Raw genomic sequence first — 21434 nt, 5'->3', positions numbered from 1 at the left:
ATCTACACAACCGCTCGCCCGACGTCACCGGTGCGAGGCGGAGAGCTCCGGGTGCATCTCGCCGAGCGACGGCGTGCGCCACGCGTGCGCGGCGACGCCGAGCGCGAGCGCGGCGAACGCCGCGAGGAGCAGCGAGGTCGGCCCGAAGCCGATGACCGTCGCGCCCCAGCCGGCGAGCGGGTAGCTGATGAGCCACCAGCCGTGGGCGAGCGAGAACTGCGCGGCGAACACGTCAGGCAGGTCGTCGTCCGGGACGGCGTCGCGCAGGACCCGCCCCATCGGGGCGAGCACCGCCGAGTAGCCGAGGCCCGCCAGGAACCAGATCGCCCACAGCCACGGCAGCGCGTCATGCCCGGAGGCGAGCGCGAGCACGGGCCACACGAAGGCCATCGACGCGATCATCAGCGTGAGGCCCGCGAGCATGTACGGCCGCACCCCGATCCTGGCGATCATCATCGGCATCAGCACGGCGGAGGTGATCGACCCGACGCCGTAGACGGCGAGCAGGCCGGCCGCCTGGGCCTCGCCGCCGTCCAGCTCGCCGAGCACGAGCGGCAGGGTGAGCACGACCGCGATCGCGCCCACCGACGCGAGCGCCAGGTGCAGCGTCAGCACGGCGCGCAGCCGCGGCACCCGCAGCATCAGCCTCGTGCCGCGCGCGATCTCGCGTCGCACGCTGTGCACGCCGCGTGCGGGCGCCGCAGCCTTCGGCAGCGCCGCCGAGACGATGAGCAGGGCGGATGCGAGGAAGCCGACGCCCGTGCCGAAGAAGAGCGCCGACGACGACGCCACGACCACCACCACGCTCGCGATCGACGGGGAGACGAGGGACTCGATGTCGTACGCGAGCCTGCTGAGCGCGAGCGCTCCGGTGTACTGGCGCTCGTCCGTCACCACGGCCGGGATCGTGGCCTGGAACGTCGGCGTGAACAGCGCTGACGCCGCCTGCAGCACGAAGATCAGCAGGTAGGCCGTGACCACATCTCCCACGAACGGCAGCGCGAGCGCCACGGCGACGCGGGCGAGGTCGGTGAGCACGAGCAGCCGCTTCGTGCCGACGCGTCGCGCGACGAGGGGCGCGAGCGGCCCGAGCAGCAGGAACGTGAGCATCTTGATGCCGAGCAGCGTGCCGAGCACGCCGGCCGCGTTGCCGCCCGTCGTGTCGAAGACCAGGAAGCCGATCGCGATCGTCGAGAGGCCGGTGCCGAGGAGCGCGACGACGTGCGCTGCGAAGAGGCGGCGGAACACGCGGTGGCGGAGAGCGAGGAACATGGCTTCATTCTTTGCGTAGGTGCGCAATAACGCAAGGGCGAATGCTGGAGTGTCGTGGACGCGGTACGCCACGACGCGGCGCTGGTCGCCGCGAGCGGGGCCGGCTGGCAGACTGCAGCGGATGGACGAGGCACGGATGAGGGGCGGCGCAGCCGCGGAGCGACAGGGCGCGGCCGCCTCCGAGCGAGCGCTCGCGCCCCTCGCGCTGCAGCGCACGAGCGCTGCCGAGCAGGCCGCCGACCACCTCACCGCGCTCATCCTGGACGGCACGCTGGGGCCGGGTGAGCGCCTCCGCGAGAGCGCGCTCGCCGAGAGCCTCGGCATCTCGCGCAACTCGGTGCGCGAGGGCATCCGACTGCTCGAGCAGGGCAGGCTCGTGCGCTACGAGATGCATCGCGGCGCCGTGGTCGTGACGCCGTCGATCGACGAGCTCGACGACCTGTTCCGCACCCGGCTGCACCTCGAGACGCTCGCCGTGGGCGCCGAGCGCACGCCCGAGCGCGTCAAGGCCCTCGAGGGCGCGTTCGAGGCGCTCGTGGCGGCCGCCGGCACGGGCCAGGCGCGCGAGATCGTCGTCGCCGACATGGCCTTCCACGCCGCGATCGTCGACGGCCTCGGCAGCGCGCGGCTCAGCGCCTTCTTCGCGTCGCTCACGACCGAGCTCGGCTACTACCTGCTGATCCTGTCGCACACCGACGACGAGCCGGGGCACGTCGACGAGGCGGTGCTCGCGCACCACCGGCGCCTGCTCGACACCGCGCTCTCCGGCGACGTCGAGGGCGCACGGGCCGCGCTCGCCGAGCACCTGCACGAGAACCACCAGCGCATCCGCCAGATCCTGGCAGCGGGCGGCGCCGGCGCCGCGAGCCGCTGACCCCGGGGTCGCCCCCGGGATCAGCGCGCGAACCGCGCTAGGCGCCGCGGCGGCCAAGGTTGTAGAACCGGATCTCCTGGTACTCCTCGAGGCCCTCACCGCTGCCCTCTCGGCCCAGGCCCGACGCCTTCACGCCGCCGAACGGCGCGGCGACGTTCGAGACGATGCCCTGGTTGATGCCCACCATGCCCGCGTCGAGCTGGTCGGCGATGTTGAGGGCGCGGTCGATGTCCTGGGAGAAGACGTAGCTCGCGAGGCCGAAGGGCGTGCTGTTCGCACGCTCGATGGCCTCGTGCTCGCTCTCGAAGCGCGCGATCGCGGCCACCGGTCCGAAGATCTCGGTGTTCGCGATCTCGGCGTCGTCCGGCACGCGGTCGAGCACGGTGGCCTCGAAGAAGTGGCCGTCGCCCTCGGGCGCTGCGCCGCCGGTGCGCAGGTCGGCGCCCTTCGCGACCGCATCCTCGACGAGCCGCGAGAAGCTCGACACCGCTCGGTCGTCGATGACGGGTCCGAGCGTGACGCCCTCCGCGAGGCCGTTGCCGAGCACCGCCTGGCGCATCCGCTCGGTGAAGCCCTCCACGAAGGCGTCGGCGATGCCGCTCTGCACGAGGATGCGGTTGGCGGCCACGCACGACTGCCCGCCGTTGCGGAGCTTGGCCACGACCGCGCCCTCCACGGCGCGCTCGAGGTCGGCGTCGTCGAAGACGAGCAGCGGGGCGTTGCCGCCGAGCTCCATCGAGCTCTTGATGACGTGCTTCGCCGCCTGCCCGAGCAGCACGCTGCCGACACCGGTCGAGCCGGTGAACGACACCTTGCGCACGCGCGCGTCAGCCATGAGCGCCTTGCTGAAGCCCGACGCATCCGTCGTCGTCACGACCTGCACCAGCTCTGCCGGCACGCCCGCCTCGACGAAGATCTCGGCGACCACGAGCGTGGTGAGCGGCGTGAGCGCGGCCGGCTTCACGACGGCGCCGCAGCCCACGGCGATCGCCGGGGCGATCTTGCGCGTGGCCATCGCCATGGGGAAGTTCCACGGCGTGATGAGCAGCGTCGTGCCGATCGGTGCGCGGGTCGTGAGGATCGTCGAGCCGCCAGCGGGGTTCTCGCGGTAGTTGCCCGCAGGGCGGAGCGCCTCCTCGGCGTACCAGCGCACGTAGTCGGCGGCGTACTGCACCTCGCCGTAGGCCTCGGCGAGCGGCTTGCCCATCTCGCGCGTGATGACGCGGGCGAGCCGGTCCTTCTGCTCGATGATGAGGCCGTAGGCGCGGTGGAGCACGTCGGAGCGCTGGCGCGCGGTCGTGCGCGCCCACGCCCTGCCGGCCGCGTCCGCGCGGGCGAGCGCGACGAGCGCGTCGTCGATCGAGTGGTCCGCCGGCGTCGCGATCACCCGTCCGGTGGCGGGGTCGTGCACCTCGAACGTGGCGGTGGTGCCGAGCTCGAGGCGGTCGAGCACCACGCTCGCGATCGCGGCGTCGGAGCGCTCGCGCTCCTGCTGCGCGACGTCGCGCGCGACGGCTGCGGTGCGCTCGATGAGCTGCTGGTCGTCGCGGGCGCTCATCGGGCCACCGCCAGGCTGTCGGCCTTCGCCTCGGCGGCGACGACGTCGAGCGCCGAGGCCGTCGCGGCGACGATGCCGCGCAGCTCGTCGTCGGTCGTCGTGAACGGCGGGCTGATCTGCACGACGTTGCCGCGCAGGGGCCGCGCGATCCAGCCCTGCTCGACCATCGCATCCGTGACGCGCTCGGCCGAGAGCTCCGGGCGCAGCTGGATGCCGCCGAGGAGGCCCGCCACGCGCGTCTCCTCGATGCGGTCGTCGCTCGCGAGCGCGTCGAGCTCGGCGTGCAGCACGCCCTCGAGGTGCAGCACGCGGTCGAGCAGGTGCTCCCGCTCGATGATCTCGATGTTCTTGAGCGCGAGTGCCGCCGACGTCGCGTGCCCGGAGTAGGTCGTGCCGTGCCGGTAGATCGGCGCACCCGTCCGGTAGAAGGGCGACCACACCTCCGGTGCGACGATGATGCCGCCGACTGCGGAGTAGCCGGAGGAGATGCCCTTGGCCATCGCGATGATGTGCGGGCGGATGCCGTAGCGCTGGGCGGCGAACCAGTGGCCCGTGCGGCCGAAGCCGGTGATGACCTCGTCGAGGATGAGCAGGATGTCGTGCTCGTCGGCGATCTGCTGCAGGCCCTGGAGGTAGCCCGGGGCGGGCGGGATGACGCCGCCCGTGCCCTGGACGGGCTCGGCGATGATCGCGGCGATGCGGTGCGGGCCGATCTCGGCGACCGTCCTGCGCACCTGCTCGATGTCGTGGGTGTCGAAGCGCGCCGTGTCGGGCACGAGCGAGTCGGTGCCGTAGCCCTCGCGGTTGAAGTCGAGGCCCGCGACGCTCGTGCCGTAGGCGTGCAGCCCGTGGTACGCGAGGTCGCGGCTCAGGATCATCGTCTTCTCGGGGCGACCCTGGAGCTGCCAGTAGCGGCGGGCGAGCTTGAGCGCGACGTCGATCGAGTCGGAGCCGCCGCTGTTGAGGATGATCTTCGCGTCGGCGATCGGCGAGAGGGACGCGACCTTCTCGGCGAGCTCGACCGCGCGGTCGTTGAGGTAGCGGCCGAAGACGTGGTAGGTCTCGAGCGTGCGCATCTGCTGCGCCGCGGCCTCGGCCATCTCCTCGCGGCCGTGGCCGATGTTGGCGTGCCAGAGGCCCGCGGTGCCGTCGAAGAGGCGCTGGCCGTCGGTGGTGAAGACGTAGTTGCCCTCGCCGCGCGCGATGACGAGCTGGCGCCCGAGCACGGACGGCATGTGCGCCTGCGCGCTCCAGAGGGCGGACCCCGTGTTGGCTGGTGTGGTCACGGCAGAGCTCCTTCGACGATGGTCAGCGCGCTGCGATGCGCGGATGCTCTGATTGTAGGGCAATACTACGATGCGCGGAAGGGCAGGCGGTGGAGCCTGCCCCTCCGCGCATGCGGAGGTTCGGGTCAGGCCGCGAGGTCGAGCCCGAACGCGCGCGCCACACCGGCGTGCGTGACCGAGCCCGCGCGCGTGTTGAGGCCGAGGCGCAGCGCCGGATCGGCCTCCGTCGCCGCCTCCCAGCCGCGGTCGGCGACCTCGAGCACGTAGGGCAGCGTCGCGTTCGTGAGCGCGCGCGTCGACGTCTCGGGCACCGCTCCGGGCATGTTCGCGACGCAGTAGAAGACGGCGTCGTGCACGGCGAAGGTCGGCGCATCGTGCGTCGTCGGGCGCGAGCCCTCGAAGCAGCCGCCCTGGTCGATCGCGATGTCGACGAGCACCGCGCCGGGGCGCATGGTCGAGACCATCTCGTCGGTCACGAGCTTCGGCGCCGCAGCGCCCGGGATGAGCACCGAGCCGATCACGAGGTCGGCATTGGCGACCGCCTCGGCGATCGCGAGCCGCGTCGAGGCGAGCGTGCGGATCGAGGTGCCGTAGCGCATCTGCAGCTCCTTGAGGCGCGGCAGCGAGCGGTCGATCACGGTCACGGATGCGCCGAGCCCGATGGCGTTCGCAGCCGCGTGCTCGCCCGCGACACCGCCGCCGATGACGACGACCTCCGCGGAAGGAGCGCCGGCGACACCGCCCATGAGCGTCCCGCGGCCGCCGCTCGCGCGCAGCAGCGAGTGGGCCCCGACCGCGATCGACAGGCGACCGGCGACCTCGCTCATCGGCGAGAGCAGCGGCAGCGAGCGGTCGGCCAGCTGGACCGTCTCGTAGGCGATCGCCGGCGTGCCCGCCGCCACCAGCGCGTCCGTCAGCGGTCGGTCGGCCGCGAGGTGCAGGTAGGTCATGAGCGTCTGGTCGGCGCGCAGGTACCCGTACTCCGAGGCGATCGGCTCCTTGACCTTGACGAGCAGGTCGGTGTCGCCCCACACGGTCGCCGCGTCGCCGACGACGGTCGCGCCGGCAGCCCGGTAGGCGTCGTCGGTGATGCGCGAGCCCTCGCCTGCGCCGGCCTGCACGAGCACGGTGTGGCCGCGGTCGGTCAGGGCGTCGACGCCCGCGGGCGTGATGCCGACGCGGTGCTCGTTGTTCTTGATCTCGGTGGGGATGCCGATGCGCATGGGGGCTCCTCTGCTGCGGTGGTGCGATCGTTCTGGGAAGTGCCATCATCTTGGGGGCCCGTTCGGGCGAGTCGGCTCTTGTTCGCAGATCCTTCGGCAGATGGCGCCTATGCTGGCGTCGGTCGCACATCGCGCCGGATGCGGGAGGCACGCGCATGCAGGATCTTCGGGAGCGCATGCTCGACCCGATCGACAGCACGCTCATCGGGGAGCTCGCGCGGGATGCGCGCGCGACGAACGCGCAGCTCGCGGCTCGCGCGGGCGTGGCGCCGTCGACCGCGCACGCGCGGCTGCGCGCGCTCGAGGGCCGCGGCATCGTGCGCGGCTACCACGCGAGCATCGACCAGGCGGCGCTCGGGCGCGGCCTGCAGGCGATGATCGGAGTCACGCTCCGGCCCGGCTCACGGCAGGAGAGCATCGAGCGGTTCGCGGCGGAGGTGGGCGCGCTGCCGCAGGTCATCCAGCTCTTCTTCGTCGGCGGCGTCGACGACTACCTGGTGCACGTCGCGGTCGAGGACTCGTCGGAGCTGCGCGCCGTCGTGGTGCAGCACCTCTCGGCGCAGCACAGCGTCGCCTCGACGCGCACGAGCGTCATCTTCGCCTACCAGCGCAACGCGTTGGCGGCCCCCTTCGACTGACGGGCCCTCCCTGCTCGTCGAGCCGCACGGCCGCCCCTCCACCCGCTCGTTGAGTACCAGCCGGCCCACGCTCGTCGAGTAGCAGCCGGCGAAGCCGGCCGCGTATCGAGACGAACCGCCCCGCGCGACTCCATTGGTCTCGATACGGGCCGGCTCCGCCGTCCTACTCGACCAGCCCCACCCGCTCGTCGAGCAGCAGCCGAAGGCCGCGTATCGAGACGAACCGCCCCGCGTGACCCTCCGGTCTCGATACGGACCGGCTCCGCCGTCCTACTCGACCAGCGAGAGGGACGTCTCCGCCGTCCTACTCGATCAGCCCTACCCGCTCGTCGAGTAGCAGCCGGCGAAGCCGGCCGCGTATCGAGACGACCCGGCGACCGCCCGCACTGGTCTCGATACGGGCCGGCTTCGCCGTCCTACTCGACCAGCAAGAGGGGCTGTCAGCCTTCCACGCGACCGTGCCGCAGCGTCTCCTCGTCGTGCGAGTGCAGGTCGAGCTCGTCGATCGACAGGTGCTCGTGCAGCGCGAGGTGCACCGCCTCCATGTCGCCGGAGCGCATGAGCTCGGCGATGTGCACGTGGCTCGCGATCAGGTCGTCGTCGGGCTCGCTGTCGCCGAAGTGCAGCATGCAGATGAGCGCCTCGGTCGCGAGGGTCGTGTACGCCCGCAGCAGCCGCGTGTTCTCGCCGCTGCGCACGAGCTGCGTGTGGAACGCGAGGTCGGCGCGCCGCAAGCGATCCCTATCCCCGGATGCCACCGCGGCCGCCATCGGCTCGGTGGCCGCGACCAGCGCCTCGGCGATCCGATCGCGCTCCTCAGCCTCCATGCCCGTGATGACCTCGGCCGCCGCGCACTCGATCACCTCGCGCGCCTCCGCCACCTCGGCGATGTCGCGTCGCGTGACCTCCTTGACGAACACACCGCGGTTCGGGCGGCCCTCGAGCAGTCCCTCCTGGACGAGCCGGTGGAGCGCCTCGCGCACGGGACCGCGGGAGACCTGCAGCCGCTCGGCGAGCTGCGCCTCGTTGATCTGGTCGCCGGAGACGAACGTGCCCGCGACGATCCCCTCCCGCAGCTGGTCCGCGATGATGACCGCCGTCGAGCGATTCTCGATCGCCGAGAGCGTCTGGACTCCGTTCACGCTGCCTCCTGCCGACACGCTGGTGTCATGCCACTGTAGACATTCGGACGATGATATTGCTGTGCGGCGCGGTGCGCGTCACGCATGCAGCGCGTGCTCGTGATGCGCGTGCTTCGACGGCTCGAGCTGCAGCGTGCAGTGGTCGGTGTCGAAGTGCTCGCCGAGGCACGCGTGGAGCTCGTCGAGGATGTCGTGGTAGTCCCGCTGCTCGGCGGTCTCGTCGATGACGACGTGCGCCGAGAGGGCGTTGACGCCGGAGGTGATCGTCCAGGCGTGCAGGTCGTGGACATCCGTCACGCCCGGCACCGAGAGCAGGTGGTCGCGCGTCTGGTCGAGGTCGACGTCCTTGGGCGTCGCCTCGAGCAGCACCCGCACGACGTCCTTGAGCAGGCTGTAGGCGCGCGGCGCGATGAGCAGCGCGATCGCGAACGAGGCGAGCTGGTCGACCATGTACCAGCCCGTGAACAGGATGATGATGGCGGCGATGATGACCGCGACCGAGCCGAGCAGGTCGCCGAGCACCTCGAGGTAGGCGCCGCGGACGTTGAGGCTCTCCTTCTGGCCCGACTGCAGGATGAGCAGCGAGACGAGGTTCGCGACCGCGCCGATGATGGCGGCGATGAGCATCGGACCCGCGGCCACCTCGACCTCGGTGCCGAAGCGGCGGATGCCCTCGACGACGATCACGACGCAGATGACGCCGAGGATGATGCCGTTCGCGAGCGCCGCGAGCACCTCGACGCGCATGAGGCCGAAGGTGCGCTTCGACGTCGCCGGCAGCGCCGCCAGGAGGCTCGCGATGAGCGCGATCGTCACGCCGAGCGCATCAGTGAGCATGTGGCCCGCGTCGGCGAGCAGGGCGAGCGAGTTGGCGATGAACGCGCCGATCACCTGCACGAAGAAGATGGCGAAGGTGATGCAGAGCACGATGACGAGCTTCTTGCGGTGCTTGCCGGTGCCGGTCGAGTGGCCCTCCAGGCCGTGGCTGTGCCCGTGCCCGTGGTCGCCGCCCTCTGCAGCGGGACGCGGCGGGTGCGCCTCGCCGAAGGCATGACCGCGCTCATGGTCGTGATCGTGGCCGTGGTGGTCGTGGGTCTCGCCGCTCATGGAAGCAATGTAGCGCGGTTGCAGATTGTTGACAATACGATCATGCAAAGATCCTGGCCCGGTTCTCGCTTGCCGACGACCTCCCCGTGTGTCACTGTTTGCGTATGAACGCAGATATGCAGTCAGCGGATGAGCAGGTCGAGCTGGCGGTCGAGGTCTTCTCGATGCTTGCCGACGTAACGCGCGTGAAGATCGTGCTGGCGCTGCGCGACGGCGAGCAGTCGGTTGGCGACCTCGCCGCGGCGGTGCGGAAGCCCACCCCCGGCGTCTCGCAGCACCTCGCGAAGCTGCGGCTCGCGCGCATGGTCGTCGCCCGTCACGCGGGCACGCGGGTCTTCTACCGACTCGCCGACGACCACGCGAGCGAGCTCGTCTCGGTCGCCATGCACCAGGCCGAGCACATGCTGGGCACCGCGCCCGAGCACATCCTCGTCGGCGACGCGGGAGGGCGCGAGCGCTCGGAGTCCGACCGTGCGTGACGTGCTGCGCAACCCCGCCTACGCGAAGCTCTTCAGCGCGCAGATCGTGGCGCTGCTCGGCACGGGCCTCCTGACCGTCGCGCTCGGGCTGCTCGCGTTCGACCTCGCAGGCGGCGATGCGGGCGTCGTGCTCGGCGTCGCCCTCACGATCAAGATGCTCGCCTACGTCGGTGCGGGCCCGCTGCTGATCGCGGCGACGAGCCGCGTGCCGCGCAAGGCGCTGCTCATCGGCGCCGACGTCATCCGGGCCGCGATCGCGCTCATGCTCCCGCTCGTGGGCGAGGTGTGGCAGATCTACGTGCTCATCTTCGTGCTGCAGTGCGCCTCCGCCACCTTCACGCCCGCGTTCCAGGCGGTCATCCCCGAGATCCTGCCCGACGAGCGGCAGTACACGCGCGCCCTGTCGCTCTCGCGGCTCGCCTACGACCTCGAGTCGCTGCTGAGCCCGGCGCTCGCCGCGGCCCTGCTGCTCGTGATGTCGTACTCGAACCTGTTCCTCGGCACGGTCGCCGGCTTCGCGCTCTCGGCGGTGCTCGTGCTCGCGACGCGCTTCCCGGCGATCGAGCTCGAGCGCGGATCGTCGTTCGCCGAGCGACTGACGCGCGGCGTGCGGGTGTTCGGGCGGCATGCGGAGCTGCGCGCGCTGCTCGCGCTCAACCTCGCGGTGGCCGCACCGACGGCGATGGTCATCGTGAACACGGTCGTGCTCGTGCAGGAGCGGCTCGGGCGGCCGCAGGCGGATGTCGCGATCCTGCTCGCGGCCTACGGCGCCGGATCCATGCTCGTCGCCCTCTCGCTCCCCCGCATCCTCGACCGCATCGCCGAGCGCACCGTCATGCTGACGGGCGCGGCGGTGGTGGCGATCGGCCTCGGCGGCGTCGCGGCGAGCCTGGCGGGCGAGCCGCCGTGGGCGCTGCTGCTGCCGCTCTGGGCGGTGCTCGGCGCTGGCAACGCGGCGATCCTCACCGCGTCGTCGCGGCTCGTGCGCCGCAACGCGTCCACCGAGGAGCGCCCCGCGGCCTTCGCCGCGCAGTTCGCGCTCTCGCACGCGTGCTTCATCATCACCTACCCTCTCGCAGGCATCGTCGGCGCGGCGCTCGGCCTCTCGTGGACCGCGCTGCTGCTCGCAGCGATCGCCGCTATCGCGACGGTCGCGGCCGCGGCGCTCTGGCGCACGCGCACCCTCGTCCCCGCCGGCTGAACGAGACGGCGAGGCGGGCCGACCAGCCGCCCCGCCTCGCCGTGGCTCGTCGTCAGCTCTGCTTCATCGCGACGCAGTAGATGATGTGGCTGAGGTCCTTGTCGGTGCTGTGCGTGTAGGCCACGCCGGACCACGGGAACATGATGACGTCGTTCGCGCTCGCACCGGAGCCGGACTTGAGCACGAGCAGCGTGTACGTGTTCGGCGCCGCGATCGGGCCGAGGGTATAGCTGCCGACGCCGTCGGGCAGCTCGACCTTGGTGCAGTCGCCGTAGCCCATGGCCTCCCAGTAGGCCTCCGTGTTCTGGGCGGCGTGGTCCGGCGGAGCGGCCTGCGCGGGTGTGGCGATGCCGAGCACGGCGAACGCGGCGACGGCGGTGGCCGCGAGCAGCTTCTTCATGATGTATCTCCTTGACTCGATGCGAGTGCCTCGGATCGAGCGATGCGCGACATCGTCGTCGCGCGTCGCCCTGGTTCTGTAACGGTGTTACGGCGAGGTGAGAGCGAGCGTACGGCGTCCAGCACGTGGCCGGAAGGAGTCGCTTCGTCGGGCGTGCGGGGCGACCCGCGGTCGCTGCGACCCGCCTGGTCGAACGCGGTCGTTGCACCCATTGGTTCAGTATGCAACACTGAGCCGCATGGTTCACTCTGACGTCCTGGATCGAGCGTTCGCCGCACTGGCAGACCCGACGCGCAGGGACATCCTCGAGCGCCTGGGCCGCGACGGCTCGGCGAGCATCGGGGAGCTCGCGGCACCCGCGGGCATCACCGTCACGGGCATGGCGAAGCACGTGCGCCTGCTCGAGGATGCCGGGCTCGTGACCACCGAGAAGGTCGGGCGCACCCGGCAATGCCGACTGGGTGGCGAGCGATTGGACGACGCCATGGCATGGATCGGCTTCTACCAGCGGCTCTGGGAGCGTCGGCTCGACGGCCTGGATGCCTACTTCACGATGCGGAATGGAGCAGAGCGATGAGCGAGACGACAGAGGACGCGGGACTCGAGCTGCGCGTCGACCGGTTGCTGCCGGCGACGTGCGAGGAGGTCTTCGACGCCTACACCGACCCCGAGCAGCAGCGGATCTGGTTCTCGATCCTCGACGAGCAGCCCGGGATCGTCGAGATCACCACCGACCTCCGGGTGGGCGGCCAGCAGGTCGCCGTCTGGGGGCCGGATGCGTCGACGCTGTTCCGGGAGGTGCAGACGTTCCTCGAGATCGATCGTCCCCACCGGCTCGTGACGGAGTCGAGCGGCTCGAGCCCCGACGGCACGACCATGACGACACGCGTGACCGTCACCTTCGAGCCGGAGGGCGATGCCACCCGGATGCGCGTGGTGCAGAGCGGCTTCCCGGTGCCCGAGGTGCGCGACTTCTTCGTCGGCGAGGTGTGGCTGGGTGCGTTCGACCGCATCCAGGCGTTCCTCGAGCGGCAGGGCGCAGGTCGGCCATGAGCACCGCCTCAGCCGCGCGTGGCCGACGCGCGGCGATCGTGATCGGCACTGTGGCCGTCGCGATCGTGCTCAACCTCCTGGTCTACGCGATCGGCGCGGCAGCCGGGGGCACCTACCGCTTCACGAGCGCGGCAGGGCCGGCGCACGTCGACCCGCTCACGATCAGCGGCTTCACGGCGCTGCCGCTGCTGATGGGCATGACCGTCGCGGCGGTGCTCTCCAGGTGGTGGCGCTGGGTGGTGCCCGCTGCGCTGGTCGTGGCGCCGGTGCTCGCGATCGGCTCCATCCCCGCCATGCCGCTCGCCGTCGACCTGGAGTGCTGCGAGCGCCGCGGCGCTCGCGGTCGCGCACGTGGTCGTGGCGGGCTGCGCGGTCGCCGGGCTGCTAGCGCTGCGGGCGTTCGTGCCAGCCGCTCGGAGGCGCGCGGTGCTGCAGCCCGCGCCGGCCTAGCGGCCCGACGACCGACGCGGTGGTCGGTCACGAGCGTGCGTGGTCCGGCCAGGAATGGCCGGGCACCACCTCCGCTCGTGGCATGTCCGCGAGTTGCAGGGCGGCTCGCGGCGCCGTCGTCAGCGACGCGGCCGCAGAGCCCCGCCCATCCACCGCCAGGCGCCCGCGCCGGATGCCGCACCGACGCCGACCCCGACGACGGCCGCCACGAGCGCGACGACCGCGATCCCGGTCGCCTCGTCGAGCTCGGGCTGCAGCACGAACGACAGCACGACGATCACGAGGTTCGTCACGTGCACCGGCACCGCGGCGATCGCAGCGGCTGCGGCCGTGACGCCGAGCGCTCGCCCACCGCCCCACCGGCGCAGCAGCGACCAGCTGAGCGCGATCGCGAGCAGGCACAGCACGGCGCCGACCGCGAGTACCGCCACGGTGAGCGGCGTGATGACGGCGGCGATCCCCTCCTGCAGCGGGTCGCCCTGGTCGTACGCGATGACGAGCGGCGCGAAGACCGCGGACATGCCGAGGATGAGCAGCCAGAAGAGCAGCATGACGCCGCAGAGCCCGGTGCCGGCGCCCAGCAGCGCGCCGCTCGCAGCGCCCACCCGGAGGAGGCGACGGCGCTCGACGTCGGGCAGCGGCGGACGTGCGGGGCGCGCAGCAGCGGGAGGCCACGCGACCGGTTGGCCCTGCGGCGGCGGGAAGCTCATGCGCTGACGCTAGGTCTCGCGGCCTGCGAATCGCCTGCACCGCTGCACGCCGGCGCGCTACGAGCGCAAGACCTGCGGCGAGCTGACGACGCGTCGTCCTCGACCCGTGCCCTCCGCCGGGCCTCCTCGTCTGGTGAGGAGCAGGGGCTCAGGCGTAGTGCGCGGCCAGGCGGCGGAGGCCCTCGTCGAGCGAGACGGTCGGCGCCCAGTCGAGGTCCCGGCGGGTGTCGCGCTGATCGAACCAGTGCGCGGTCGAGAGCTGCTCGGCGAGGAAGCGCGTCATCGGCGGCTCGTCGGCGCCGGGCTGGATCGCCCAGATGCGCTCGACGAGCGAGCCCGCGGCGCGGCCGAGCGACGCCGGCACGCTGACGCGCGGCGGGCGCACCCCGGCGGCGAGGCAGATGCCGGCCAGCAGGTCGGCGACGGGGCGGGGCTCGCCGTTCGTGATGACGTAGGCGTTGCCGTGCGCCGCATCCGCCCGGTGCAGCGCAGCGACGATGCCGGTCGCCGCGTTGTCGACGTAGGTCGTGTCGATGAGCGCCGTGCCGCCGTTCAGCAGCGGCAGGCGGCCGCGGCGCGCGCGGTCGACGATGCGCTCGATGAGCTGCGTGTCGCCGGGTCCCCAGACGATGTGTGGCCGCACGGCGACGACGTGCATCGCCGCACCGTCGCGCGCGAGGGCGAGCAGCTCGGCCTCGGCCTTCGTGCGGGCGTAGTCGCCGCGCGCGTGCTCGGGTGAGGCCGGTTCCGCGCCCACGCCGGTGAGCGACGCGCCGGCGTGCGCCACCGACGGCGACGACACCTGCACGAAGCGGGTCACCCCGGCGCGCTCGGCCGCGTCGAGCAGCGTGCCCGTGCCCTCGACGTTGACCGTGCGGAACTCGCCCGGGTCGCCGGCGAGCGAGACCTTCGCCGCGAGGTGGACGACGCCCTCGACGCCCTCCATCGCGCGCGCGACGTGGGCCGGATCGGTGATCGAGCCGAGCGCATCCGTCGCGCCGGCCACTCCGGACGGCCGTCGCTGCAGCGTGCGCACGTCGTGGCCAGCGGCGACGAGCTCGGCGGCGACCGCGCGGCCGAGGAAGCCGGAGGCGCCGGTGGCGAGCACGATCATCGCGCAGTCCTCACGACGCTGGGCCTCACGGCGCGCTGACCGTCTCGCCGGCGAGGGTGCGCTCGGCCCACGCGGAGAGCCGCGAGCGGTCGATCTTGGAGTTGTGGCGCACGTCGGTCGGCAGCTGCGGCACGACGAGCACGGCGGCCAGCGGCTGCTGGGTGCTCGCGCGCACGGCGGCGGTCAGCTCGGGGTCGGCGAGCGCGGGCCGCCGACTGGCGGGCACGGTCTCGACGACCGCGACCACCTGACGCAGCCGGTGCGGGCCGATGCCGACGACGGCCGCGCGGCGCACGGCATCCACCGCCTCGATCGCCTGCTCCGCCTCGACCGGCGCGATCGGGCCGTCGGCGGTGACGACCACGTGCTGGATGCGGCCCTCGACCCACACGCGACCCTCGGCGTCGAGGTGGCCGACGTCGCCGGTGCGGTGCCAGCGGCTCCCGTCGGCGGCGAGCGACTCAGTCTCGCGCGTGGCCGCGCGGTCGGTGAGGTGCAGGCGGTCGTAGTGGCTCTTGAGGTGCGGCGCCGAGATGACGATCTCGCCCAGCACGCCCGGCTCGGCGCTGGGCGCGCCGGTGGCTCGGCCGTCGGCGTCGAGCGCGCTGATGAGCACGCGGTTGCTGCCGATCGGCGCGCCGACGCAGACGCCGGCGTCGGGTGCGTCCGCTGCGACGAGCAGCTCGTCGAGCGTGACGTCGGTGACGAGGAGGCACTCCGTCATGCCGTAGGGCGTGTGCGGGGTCGCGTTCGGCATGAGCTTCGCGACCGCCTGCAGAAGGGACGCGCCGATCGGGGCGCCGGCCGAGAGGAACGCCCGCACGCGCATGAGGGCCGCCTGGTCGGCCGCCGTGAGCGCATCCGCGGTCGCGACGACGTTGAGGATGGCTGCGGGCGAGAGGAAGACGATGCCGGCGTCGGAGGCTCGCACCGCGGCCGCGACCGCGCTCGCCGTCAGCGTGCGGGGCGAGGAGACGTCCATGTCGGGCGTCGCCGAGCGGGTGCCGAGCGCGGGGCCGAGCAGCGCGAACGGCGCGAAGCCGGTGACGAGTCCGCTGTCGGGCGTGATGTCGAGGTGCGCGGCGAGCACGTCGCGCAGCGCGCTCAGCTGGCCGTGCGTGTAGACGACGCCCTTCGCGGGGCCGGTGGAGCCGGAGGTGAAGAGGATCGCGGCGTCGTCGGCGGGACCGGGCTCGGCAGGGAGGTCTGACTCCTTGCCCAAGGCGACGACGTCGCGCAGGCTGCACGCGACGCCGAGCGCGGTCGCCGCGATGCGCGGCAGGCGCTCGGCGGAGATGCGGAGGCCCGGCCAGCCGAGCGCGCGCGCTGCGGTGAGGCCGAGGCGCTCGCCGATGATGACGTCGGGCCACGAGCCGCGCACGGCGCGGGTGAGGCCCTTCACGCCGAGGCCTGCGTCGGCGACGACGACGACGGCGCCGATGCGCAGGGATGCGTAGAGCACGGCGGTGAGCGTCGGGCCGGGCTGCAGGAGCAGCGAGACGCGGTCGCCCCGCTGGACGCCCATCGCGTGCAGGCCGGCGGCGATGCGGCTCGTCTGGGTCTCGAGCTGGCGCCAGCTGACGCGGCGCGGCTCGCCGCCGCCGGCCATGTCGATGATGGCGACGTCGTCGTCGTCCGCGCGCTCGTCGAGCCCGCGCCAGAGCGGCACGTGGTCCTCACTGACGGTCGAGCCCTCGCTGCCGGTCGAGCCGGACGGCGCGCTCAGCGCGCCGCCCGAGTCGAGACCACCGTCGCCGGCCTGGTCTCGAGACGCGGCCTGCGGCTGCTCCTCGACCAACGGGCGGAGCCACTCGAGCACCGTCGCCCCATACGGCCGCTCCTCAGCGACGAGGTGGCTCGCTCCCTCGAAGCGGTGCACGTCGGCGTGCGGCAGCCGGTCGACGAGGTCGTCGAGGTAGCGGTCGGTGAAGACCGGGTCCTTCGGTCCCCACAGCAGCAGCGCCGGCACCTCGAGCCGCGCGACGCCCGTATTGATTCGCTCGAGCTCGGCGAAGCTCTCGTGCTGCGCGTCGACTGGGATGTCGGCGACGAAGCCCCCGATGCCGCCACGGCGGTCGGCCGAGCGGTAGGGCGCGCGGTACGCGGCCTTCACGTCGGCGGGCAGCGGCGGCGATGCGAGCGTGAGCGTGGTGTCGAGGAAGCCCGTCGTTGCGACGGTCGCCGCCGAGAGCACGCCGCGAGCGCGCGCGAGCCGGAGCGGCGCCGGGATCGGCACGCCCTCCGGGTGATGCACGGCGGTGTTGAGCAGCGCGACGGCGGCGAGCTGCTCGGGGTGGTCCACCGCCCAGCCGAGCGAGACGACCCCGCCCCAGTCGTGTCCGAGGGTGACGACGGGGCCGTCGAGGCCGAGCGCATCCGTGAAGGCGGCGAGGTCGGCCACGCGCTGCGCGAGCGGTCGGTACAGCCCGGGCCCGCTGGACAGGACCGTGCGCTCCGAGAAGCCCATCTCGAGCTGGTCGACGGCGACCACGCGCCAGGCGGGCTGTCCCGCGACGGCCGCCTGCACCGACTCCGCCGCGATCGACCGCCACAGGTACGACCAGGTGGGGTTGCCGTGCACGGCGAGGATCGTGCCGGCGACGTGCGCGCCGGTCTCGGCCAGGGCATCCGCGGTGTCGAGGCAGTGCCACTCGCGGGTGACGCCCTCGTCGAGGCCGCGGCCGCGCACGCCGACGATGCGGCTGAAGCGCGGGTCGAGGCCGGGCAGGTCGTGCGGGGGCAGCGAGGCCGCCTGGGTCACCAGGCCAGCTCCAGCATGGCCGTGTTGAGGCCCGAGCCGACGCCCATGAGCAGCACGCGATCGCCCTGGCGGAGCGTCGCCTGCTCCTCGGCGAGGGTGATTGGGATGGAGGCGGGACCGACGTTGCCGTACTTCGGGAAGGTCGTGGGCACGCGCTCGGGGTCGAGCTTTGCCGCCTTGACGATCGCGTTGGTGTGCACGGAGGAGACCTGGTGGGTGATGTAGCGGTCCATCTCGGACCACTTCCACTCCGGTGCCGCCTCCTTCCAGGCGGAGACGACGAGGTCGAGGCCGCCCTTCAGCAGCGCCTTCGCGTTCGTGTACATGCCCTCGGCGCTGCCGACGCAGAGGTCGTGCCACTGGGTGGCCGCGCGAGTCACGCCGCCGAGGATGCGGTGGCCCTCGGGGTGCTCGTCGGCGCGGCCGAGCACGGCGGCCGCCGAGCCGGAGCCGAGCGTGAGGGTGGCGAACTCGCTGAGGAAGTCGTCGCGGTCGATGTCGGCGCCGAGCAGCCGGTCGATGGTGTTGACCTGGATGTCGTCGGCGTCCTCGCCGTTGACGACGATCGCGTAGCGGATCTGGCCCGACTCGATCATGCCGGCGGCGAGGCTCATGCCGTTGACGAAGCCGAGGCAGGCGTTGGCGACGTCGAAGTTGACGGCCGAGGTGGGGAGGCCGAGCTCGTGGTGGAGTCGCACGGCGACCGACGGCTCGAGGTGCTTGCGCGTGACGCTCGTGTTGATGAGGAGGCCCACGTCGGAGGCCCGGACGCCGGCCTCGGCGAGCGCGCGCTCGCCGGCCTGGACGGTCGCCGCGTCGGCGGACTCGCCCTCGCCCCAGTTGCGGCGCTCGAGCACGCCGGCGACGCGCTTGAGCAGTCCGCCGCGCAGCTTGAGGCGCGAGAGGGCAGCCGCCAGGCGGTCCTCGATGTCTGCGGATGTGGTCACTCGGCTGGGCAGCGCGCTCGCGACGGAGAGGAGGGCCACGTTGCTGAACCGCGTGGTGGCGTTGCCCGGGGCGGGGGCTTCGTCGAGAGCCGAGGCGAGCGATTGACGCATTGCTGAATCGTAGCGAGCGGACCTATGTCGAAACTGGTCGTCGGGGTACGCCTTCCTGACGCTTCCCCCGGCGCTCTTTCCGCGCTGGTCGAGCAGCAGCCGGCCTCCCCACGCCGGTCGAGTAGCAGGCGAAGCCGGCCGCGTATCGAGACCACCCCGCTCCTGCTGGTCGAGTAGCAGCCGGCGAAGCCGGCCGCGTATCGAGACCACCCACCACCCCGCTGGTCGAGTAGCAGCCGGCGAAGCCGGCCGCGTATCGAGACCACCGCTACCGCACCGCCACCGTCAGCAGCACCGCGGCATCCGTCAGCGCATCCACCGCGTGCCGAGCATCCGGCACGTCGACCACCTCGCCGACCCCGAGCTCGACCGCCTCGCTCCCCGACCGCAGCCGCACCCGTCCCACGAGCACCTGCAGCGTCTCCTCGCCGTTGGTCTCGTGCTCCTCGATGCCGTGCCCCTCGGTGAGCGCGAGCACGGTCTGCCGGAGCGACAGCGCGCGGCCGGAGCGGGTCGAGCGCGCGGCGCGGCCACTGGTCGCCTTCCGGGCGATGCCGAGCAGCTCGTCGGCGAGGTCAGGCAGGTACGCGGTCTCCATGCCCTCAGCATGGCCGTCAGCTGGTCGCCGGTCGAGGGGGAAGCGCTGGGTGCGGCGTCGCTGACCGATGCTGCGTCACACCGAGCGGAGCACCGCCTCGCCCACGCTCCGCATCCCATCCATGGCCTCAGCGGTCACCGACGCATCCCCGTTCCAGTTCGCGATCGCGCAGTACACGACGGTCCCCGAGGGAGTCTCGACGAACCCCGCGTCCGCCCGCACCCCTGCATCGGTCCCCGTCTTGTTCACAACGCGCACGCCTCCCGCGCCATCGCAATGCGCGAGCGGGTCCAGCCGCAGCGCCGAGGCGACCATGCTGAGATCGAGCGACTTCGAAAGCCAGCCGCGCATCCGCGCGCTGATCCGGGCATCACCCAGCGTCCCCGCAGCGATGCCGCCAAACAGGTCGAACAGTCCCCGGGCCGTCGCCGAGCCGAGCGTGCGCGGATGCTCGGGGCCGCGGTGATCACGCACGATGTCGTGCAGGTAGACCTCGCGGACGCCGAGCTCGACGGCCGTCGACCGCACTCGGTCGAGTCCGATCGACTCGATGAGCACGTTCGTCGCGAGGTTGTCGCTCGCCATGCCGACGAGGGTCGCGGCGTCGTGCACCGAGAGCGTCTGCTGGTCGAGGTGCTGCCAGATGCCGCTGTCCCCCACAGCACCGACGGAGCGCCGGTCCAGCGGGTGAGCAGGGTCCAGCTCTCCCGCCTCGATGGCGTGCGCGGTCGCCGCAAGCAGCAGCAGCTTCGCGATCGACGCGACGCGCAGCTCCTCGCCGACGTCTCTCTCGACGCTCAGCTCCCCGGCACCGGCGCGGCCGAGCGCGAGCCCCCAGTGCGCGCGCTCCGTGAGCAGGAGCGCAGGCGTCGTGGGTGCGCTCGTTCCTCCATATCGGCGACCGAACCAAGTGCTCATGGTCCGATCATGGCGGCTGCTGCTCGGCCGCGGATGGCGGGCGAACGGGTAGACGGCGCCGACCCGCTCGCCCGCCGCCTGCCTCAGCCGTCGATCTGCTGCGGCACGCCGAGCGGGTTCGCGTCCTGCAGCGGCTCCGGCAGCAGCGCCTCGGGCACGTTCTGATAGGCGACCGGGCGCAGGAAGCGACCGATCGATGCGGTGCCGACCGCCGTTGTCGTGGGCGCAGTCGTCGCCGGGTACGGTCCGCCGTGCTGCTGCGCGTGCGTCACCGAGACACCGGTGGGCCACTGGTTCCAGAGCACGCGTCCGGCCTTCTCCGTGAGCTGCGGCAGCAGCGCGCGAGCCAGGTCGACGTCGGCTCGGGCGTCGTCGTCTGCGATCACCGTGGCCGTCAGCTGCCCGTCGAGCAGGCCAGCCAGCTCGACCAGGCGATCCGGGTCCGCGTACGTCACGACGATGCCAGCCGGGCCGAAGATCTCCGAGATCAGGCCCCCGGGGTCGGCGAGCACCGACTCGAGCGTCGTCTGCAGCAGCGCGAGCTGCGGCGGATCGGCGAGGCTGCCCTCGCCCTCTTGCAGGGTGATCACGTCGTCCCGCTGCTGCATGGCGCCCAGCGCGGAGACGTATCCGTCCTGGATGCGATCGTTCAGCAGCGGTGCCGGTGCAGGCACGCTCGCGGCACCGAGGCCCGCCAGGATCTCCGAGCCCTCGGGCACGAACAGCAGGCCGGGCTTGGTGCAGAGCTGCCCCTGACTGCCGCCGATCGAGGCGAGGTACGCCTCCGCGATCTCGCTCGGACGGCTCGCGGATGCGCCCGGCGCGACGAAGGCGGGGTTCACGCTTCCGAGCTCTCCGTAGAAGGGGATCGGCACCGGCCGCGCGTTCGCGATGTCGAACAGCGCACGGCCACCCGAGATCGAGCCCGTGAAGGAGGCGGCCTTGATGAGCGGGTGGCGCAGCGCCTCGACGCCTCGCTCGGTGCCGTGGATGACGCGCAGCAGGTCGGCGGGACCGCCCGCGTCGTGCACGGCGCCGGCGATGACCGCCGCTGTCGCGTCCGACAGCCTCGGGTGCCCCGAGTGGGCCTTCACGACGACCGCGTTGCCCGCCGCGAGCGCTGCAGCCGTGTCGCCGCCCGCGACGGAGAACGCGAACGGGAAGTTGCTCGCCGAGAACACGAGCACCGGCCCGATCGGCACCAGCATGCGTCGGAGGTCGGGGCGGGGCGCGCCCATCGGCCACTCGGCATCCGGCCGGTCGATCCGCACGTCGAGGAACGTGCCGGCGTCGACGACGTCGGCGAAGAGGCGGAGCTGGAAGGTGGTGCGCTTCAGCTCGCCGGTGAGGCGGGGTCGCGTGAGCCGCGTCTCCTCCTCGGCGACGCCGATCAGCTCGTCGGCAGCCGCATCGAGCCCGTCGGCGATAGCGCGCATGATGCGCGAACGGTCGGCGAGGGGCAACGCTGCCCACGCGGTCGAGGCCGCAGCGACGCGCGAGATGTCCTCGTCCGTCGTCGTGAGCGCGGCGGAGGCGGTGACGTTCATGGATGGCTCCTCGTAGTCGGCGGGCGGCAGCGATGCCGCACTTCC

The 21434-nt window shown here is 72.5% G+C and carries 21 protein-coding genes; 6 read left to right on the top strand and 15 right to left on the bottom strand.

The window, feature by feature from the left end:
• Positions 1–24: 24 nt before the first annotated feature.
• Positions 25–1272 carry an MFS transporter gene (locus ACVWW9_RS06410; protein WP_456514841.1) on the bottom strand — a complete coding sequence of 416 codons (1248 nt, stop codon included), beginning with the start codon at positions 1270–1272 and terminating at the stop codon, positions 25–27.
• 121 nt (positions 1273–1393) lie between these two features.
• Here ACVWW9_RS06410 and ACVWW9_RS06405 point away from each other — a divergent pair, with 121 nt between their 5' ends.
• The gene (locus tag ACVWW9_RS06405; RefSeq protein ID WP_456514840.1) at positions 1394–2146 is read left to right on the top strand and encodes a GntR family transcriptional regulator; all 753 of its coding nucleotides are present in this window, start codon (positions 1394–1396) and stop codon (positions 2144–2146) included.
• A 37-nt stretch (positions 2147–2183) separates the two neighbouring features.
• Here the strand turns inward: ACVWW9_RS06405 and ACVWW9_RS06400 are convergent, their stop codons facing one another.
• The 3 genes from ACVWW9_RS06400 to ald form a co-directional block, all read right to left on the bottom strand.
• Positions 2184–3704, bottom strand: coding sequence for an NAD-dependent succinate-semialdehyde dehydrogenase (locus ACVWW9_RS06400; RefSeq protein ID WP_456514839.1), 1521 nt, complete (start codon positions 3702–3704; stop codon positions 2184–2186).
• Positions 3701–4990, bottom strand: a complete 1290-nt coding sequence (locus tag ACVWW9_RS06395) for an aminotransferase family protein (RefSeq protein ID WP_456514838.1) — start codon at positions 4988–4990, stop codon at positions 3701–3703. The genes ACVWW9_RS06400 and ACVWW9_RS06395 overlap by 4 nt, the downstream gene beginning before the upstream one ends.
• A gap of 125 nt (positions 4991–5115) precedes the next feature.
• Positions 5116–6213, bottom strand: a complete 1098-nt coding sequence (gene ald, locus ACVWW9_RS06390) for an alanine dehydrogenase (protein ID WP_456514837.1) — start codon at positions 6211–6213, stop codon at positions 5116–5118.
• 155 nt (positions 6214–6368) lie between these two features.
• Between ald and ACVWW9_RS06385 the strand changes: the two genes are divergently transcribed.
• Positions 6369–6851: an Lrp/AsnC family transcriptional regulator gene (locus ACVWW9_RS06385; protein ID WP_123696868.1), complete on the top strand. Its 483-nt coding sequence runs from the start codon at positions 6369–6371 to the stop codon at positions 6849–6851.
• Between the two features lie 440 nt (positions 6852–7291).
• Here ACVWW9_RS06385 and ACVWW9_RS06380 read toward each other — a convergent pair whose 3' ends face one another.
• Positions 7292–7993, bottom strand: a complete 702-nt coding sequence (locus ACVWW9_RS06380) for a GntR family transcriptional regulator (RefSeq protein ID WP_456514836.1) — start codon at positions 7991–7993, stop codon at positions 7292–7294.
• Positions 7994–8071: 78 nt separating this feature from the next.
• On the bottom strand, positions 8072–9100 hold the full coding sequence (locus tag ACVWW9_RS06375; protein WP_456514835.1) for a cation diffusion facilitator family transporter: 1029 nt from the start codon (positions 9098–9100) through the stop codon (positions 8072–8074).
• A gap of 116 nt (positions 9101–9216) precedes the next feature.
• On the opposite strand from ACVWW9_RS06375, the gene ACVWW9_RS06370 reads away from it, so the two are divergent.
• Together ACVWW9_RS06370 and ACVWW9_RS06365 are read left to right on the top strand one after the other, a co-directional pair.
• Positions 9217–9579 (top strand): ArsR/SmtB family transcription factor, encoded by a 363-nt coding sequence (locus ACVWW9_RS06370; protein WP_456514834.1) that lies wholly within the window; start codon positions 9217–9219, stop codon positions 9577–9579.
• A complete protein-coding gene (locus ACVWW9_RS06365) occupies positions 9572–10780 on the top strand; it encodes an MFS transporter (protein ID WP_456514833.1) in 1209 nt (402 codons plus the stop codon). Before ACVWW9_RS06370 ends, ACVWW9_RS06365 begins: the two co-directional genes overlap by 8 nt.
• A gap of 52 nt (positions 10781–10832) precedes the next feature.
• Here ACVWW9_RS06365 and ACVWW9_RS06360 read toward each other — a convergent pair whose 3' ends face one another.
• Complete coding sequence (locus ACVWW9_RS06360) at positions 10833–11180, bottom strand: hypothetical protein (RefSeq protein ID WP_456514832.1); 348 nt, start codon at positions 11178–11180, stop codon at positions 10833–10835.
• Positions 11181–11418: 238 nt separating this feature from the next.
• Between ACVWW9_RS06360 and ACVWW9_RS06355 the strand changes: the two genes are divergently transcribed.
• Positions 11419–11757, top strand: coding sequence for an ArsR/SmtB family transcription factor (locus tag ACVWW9_RS06355; RefSeq protein ID WP_456514831.1), 339 nt, complete (start codon positions 11419–11421; stop codon positions 11755–11757).
• Positions 11754–12233, top strand: a complete 480-nt coding sequence (locus tag ACVWW9_RS06350) for an SRPBCC family protein (RefSeq protein WP_456514830.1) — start codon at positions 11754–11756, stop codon at positions 12231–12233. Before ACVWW9_RS06355 ends, ACVWW9_RS06350 begins: the two co-directional genes overlap by 4 nt.
• A 112-nt stretch (positions 12234–12345) precedes the next feature.
• Here the strand turns inward: ACVWW9_RS06350 and ACVWW9_RS06345 are convergent, their stop codons facing one another.
• From ACVWW9_RS06345 to ACVWW9_RS06310, 8 genes are all read right to left on the bottom strand, one after another.
• A complete protein-coding gene (locus ACVWW9_RS06345; protein WP_456514829.1) occupies positions 12346–12528 on the bottom strand; it encodes a hypothetical protein in 183 nt (60 codons plus the stop codon).
• Between the two features lie 274 nt (positions 12529–12802).
• Positions 12803–13393, bottom strand: coding sequence for a hypothetical protein (locus tag ACVWW9_RS06340; RefSeq protein WP_456514828.1), 591 nt, complete (start codon positions 13391–13393; stop codon positions 12803–12805).
• A gap of 148 nt (positions 13394–13541) precedes the next feature.
• On the bottom strand, positions 13542–14507 hold the full coding sequence (locus tag ACVWW9_RS06335; RefSeq protein ID WP_456514827.1) for an NAD-dependent epimerase/dehydratase family protein: 966 nt from the start codon (positions 14505–14507) through the stop codon (positions 13542–13544).
• Between the two features lie 25 nt (positions 14508–14532).
• Positions 14533–17268 (bottom strand): alpha/beta fold hydrolase, encoded by a 2736-nt coding sequence (locus ACVWW9_RS06330; protein WP_456514826.1) that lies wholly within the window; start codon positions 17266–17268, stop codon positions 14533–14535.
• Positions 17265–18326: a 3-oxoacyl-ACP synthase III gene (locus tag ACVWW9_RS06325; protein ID WP_456514825.1), complete on the bottom strand. Its 1062-nt coding sequence runs from the start codon at positions 18324–18326 to the stop codon at positions 17265–17267. The genes ACVWW9_RS06330 and ACVWW9_RS06325 overlap by 4 nt, the downstream gene beginning before the upstream one ends.
• Positions 18327–18594: 268 nt before the next feature.
• Positions 18595–18924, bottom strand: a complete 330-nt coding sequence (locus ACVWW9_RS06320; protein WP_456514824.1) for a LuxR family transcriptional regulator — start codon at positions 18922–18924, stop codon at positions 18595–18597.
• A 75-nt stretch (positions 18925–18999) separates the two neighbouring features.
• Positions 19000–19842 carry a serine hydrolase gene (locus tag ACVWW9_RS06315; protein WP_456514823.1) on the bottom strand — a complete coding sequence of 281 codons (843 nt, stop codon included), beginning with the start codon at positions 19840–19842 and terminating at the stop codon, positions 19000–19002.
• 83 nt (positions 19843–19925) lie between these two features.
• Complete coding sequence (locus tag ACVWW9_RS06310) at positions 19926–21389, bottom strand: aldehyde dehydrogenase family protein (RefSeq protein WP_456514822.1); 1464 nt, start codon at positions 21387–21389, stop codon at positions 19926–19928.
• Positions 21390–21434: the final 45 nt, after the last annotated feature.

This window comes from Agrococcus sp. UYP33 (assembly GCF_054060915.1).
The sequence above is the reverse complement of the archived record's forward strand: the minus strand, read 5'-3'. Positions and strand labels throughout refer to the sequence as shown.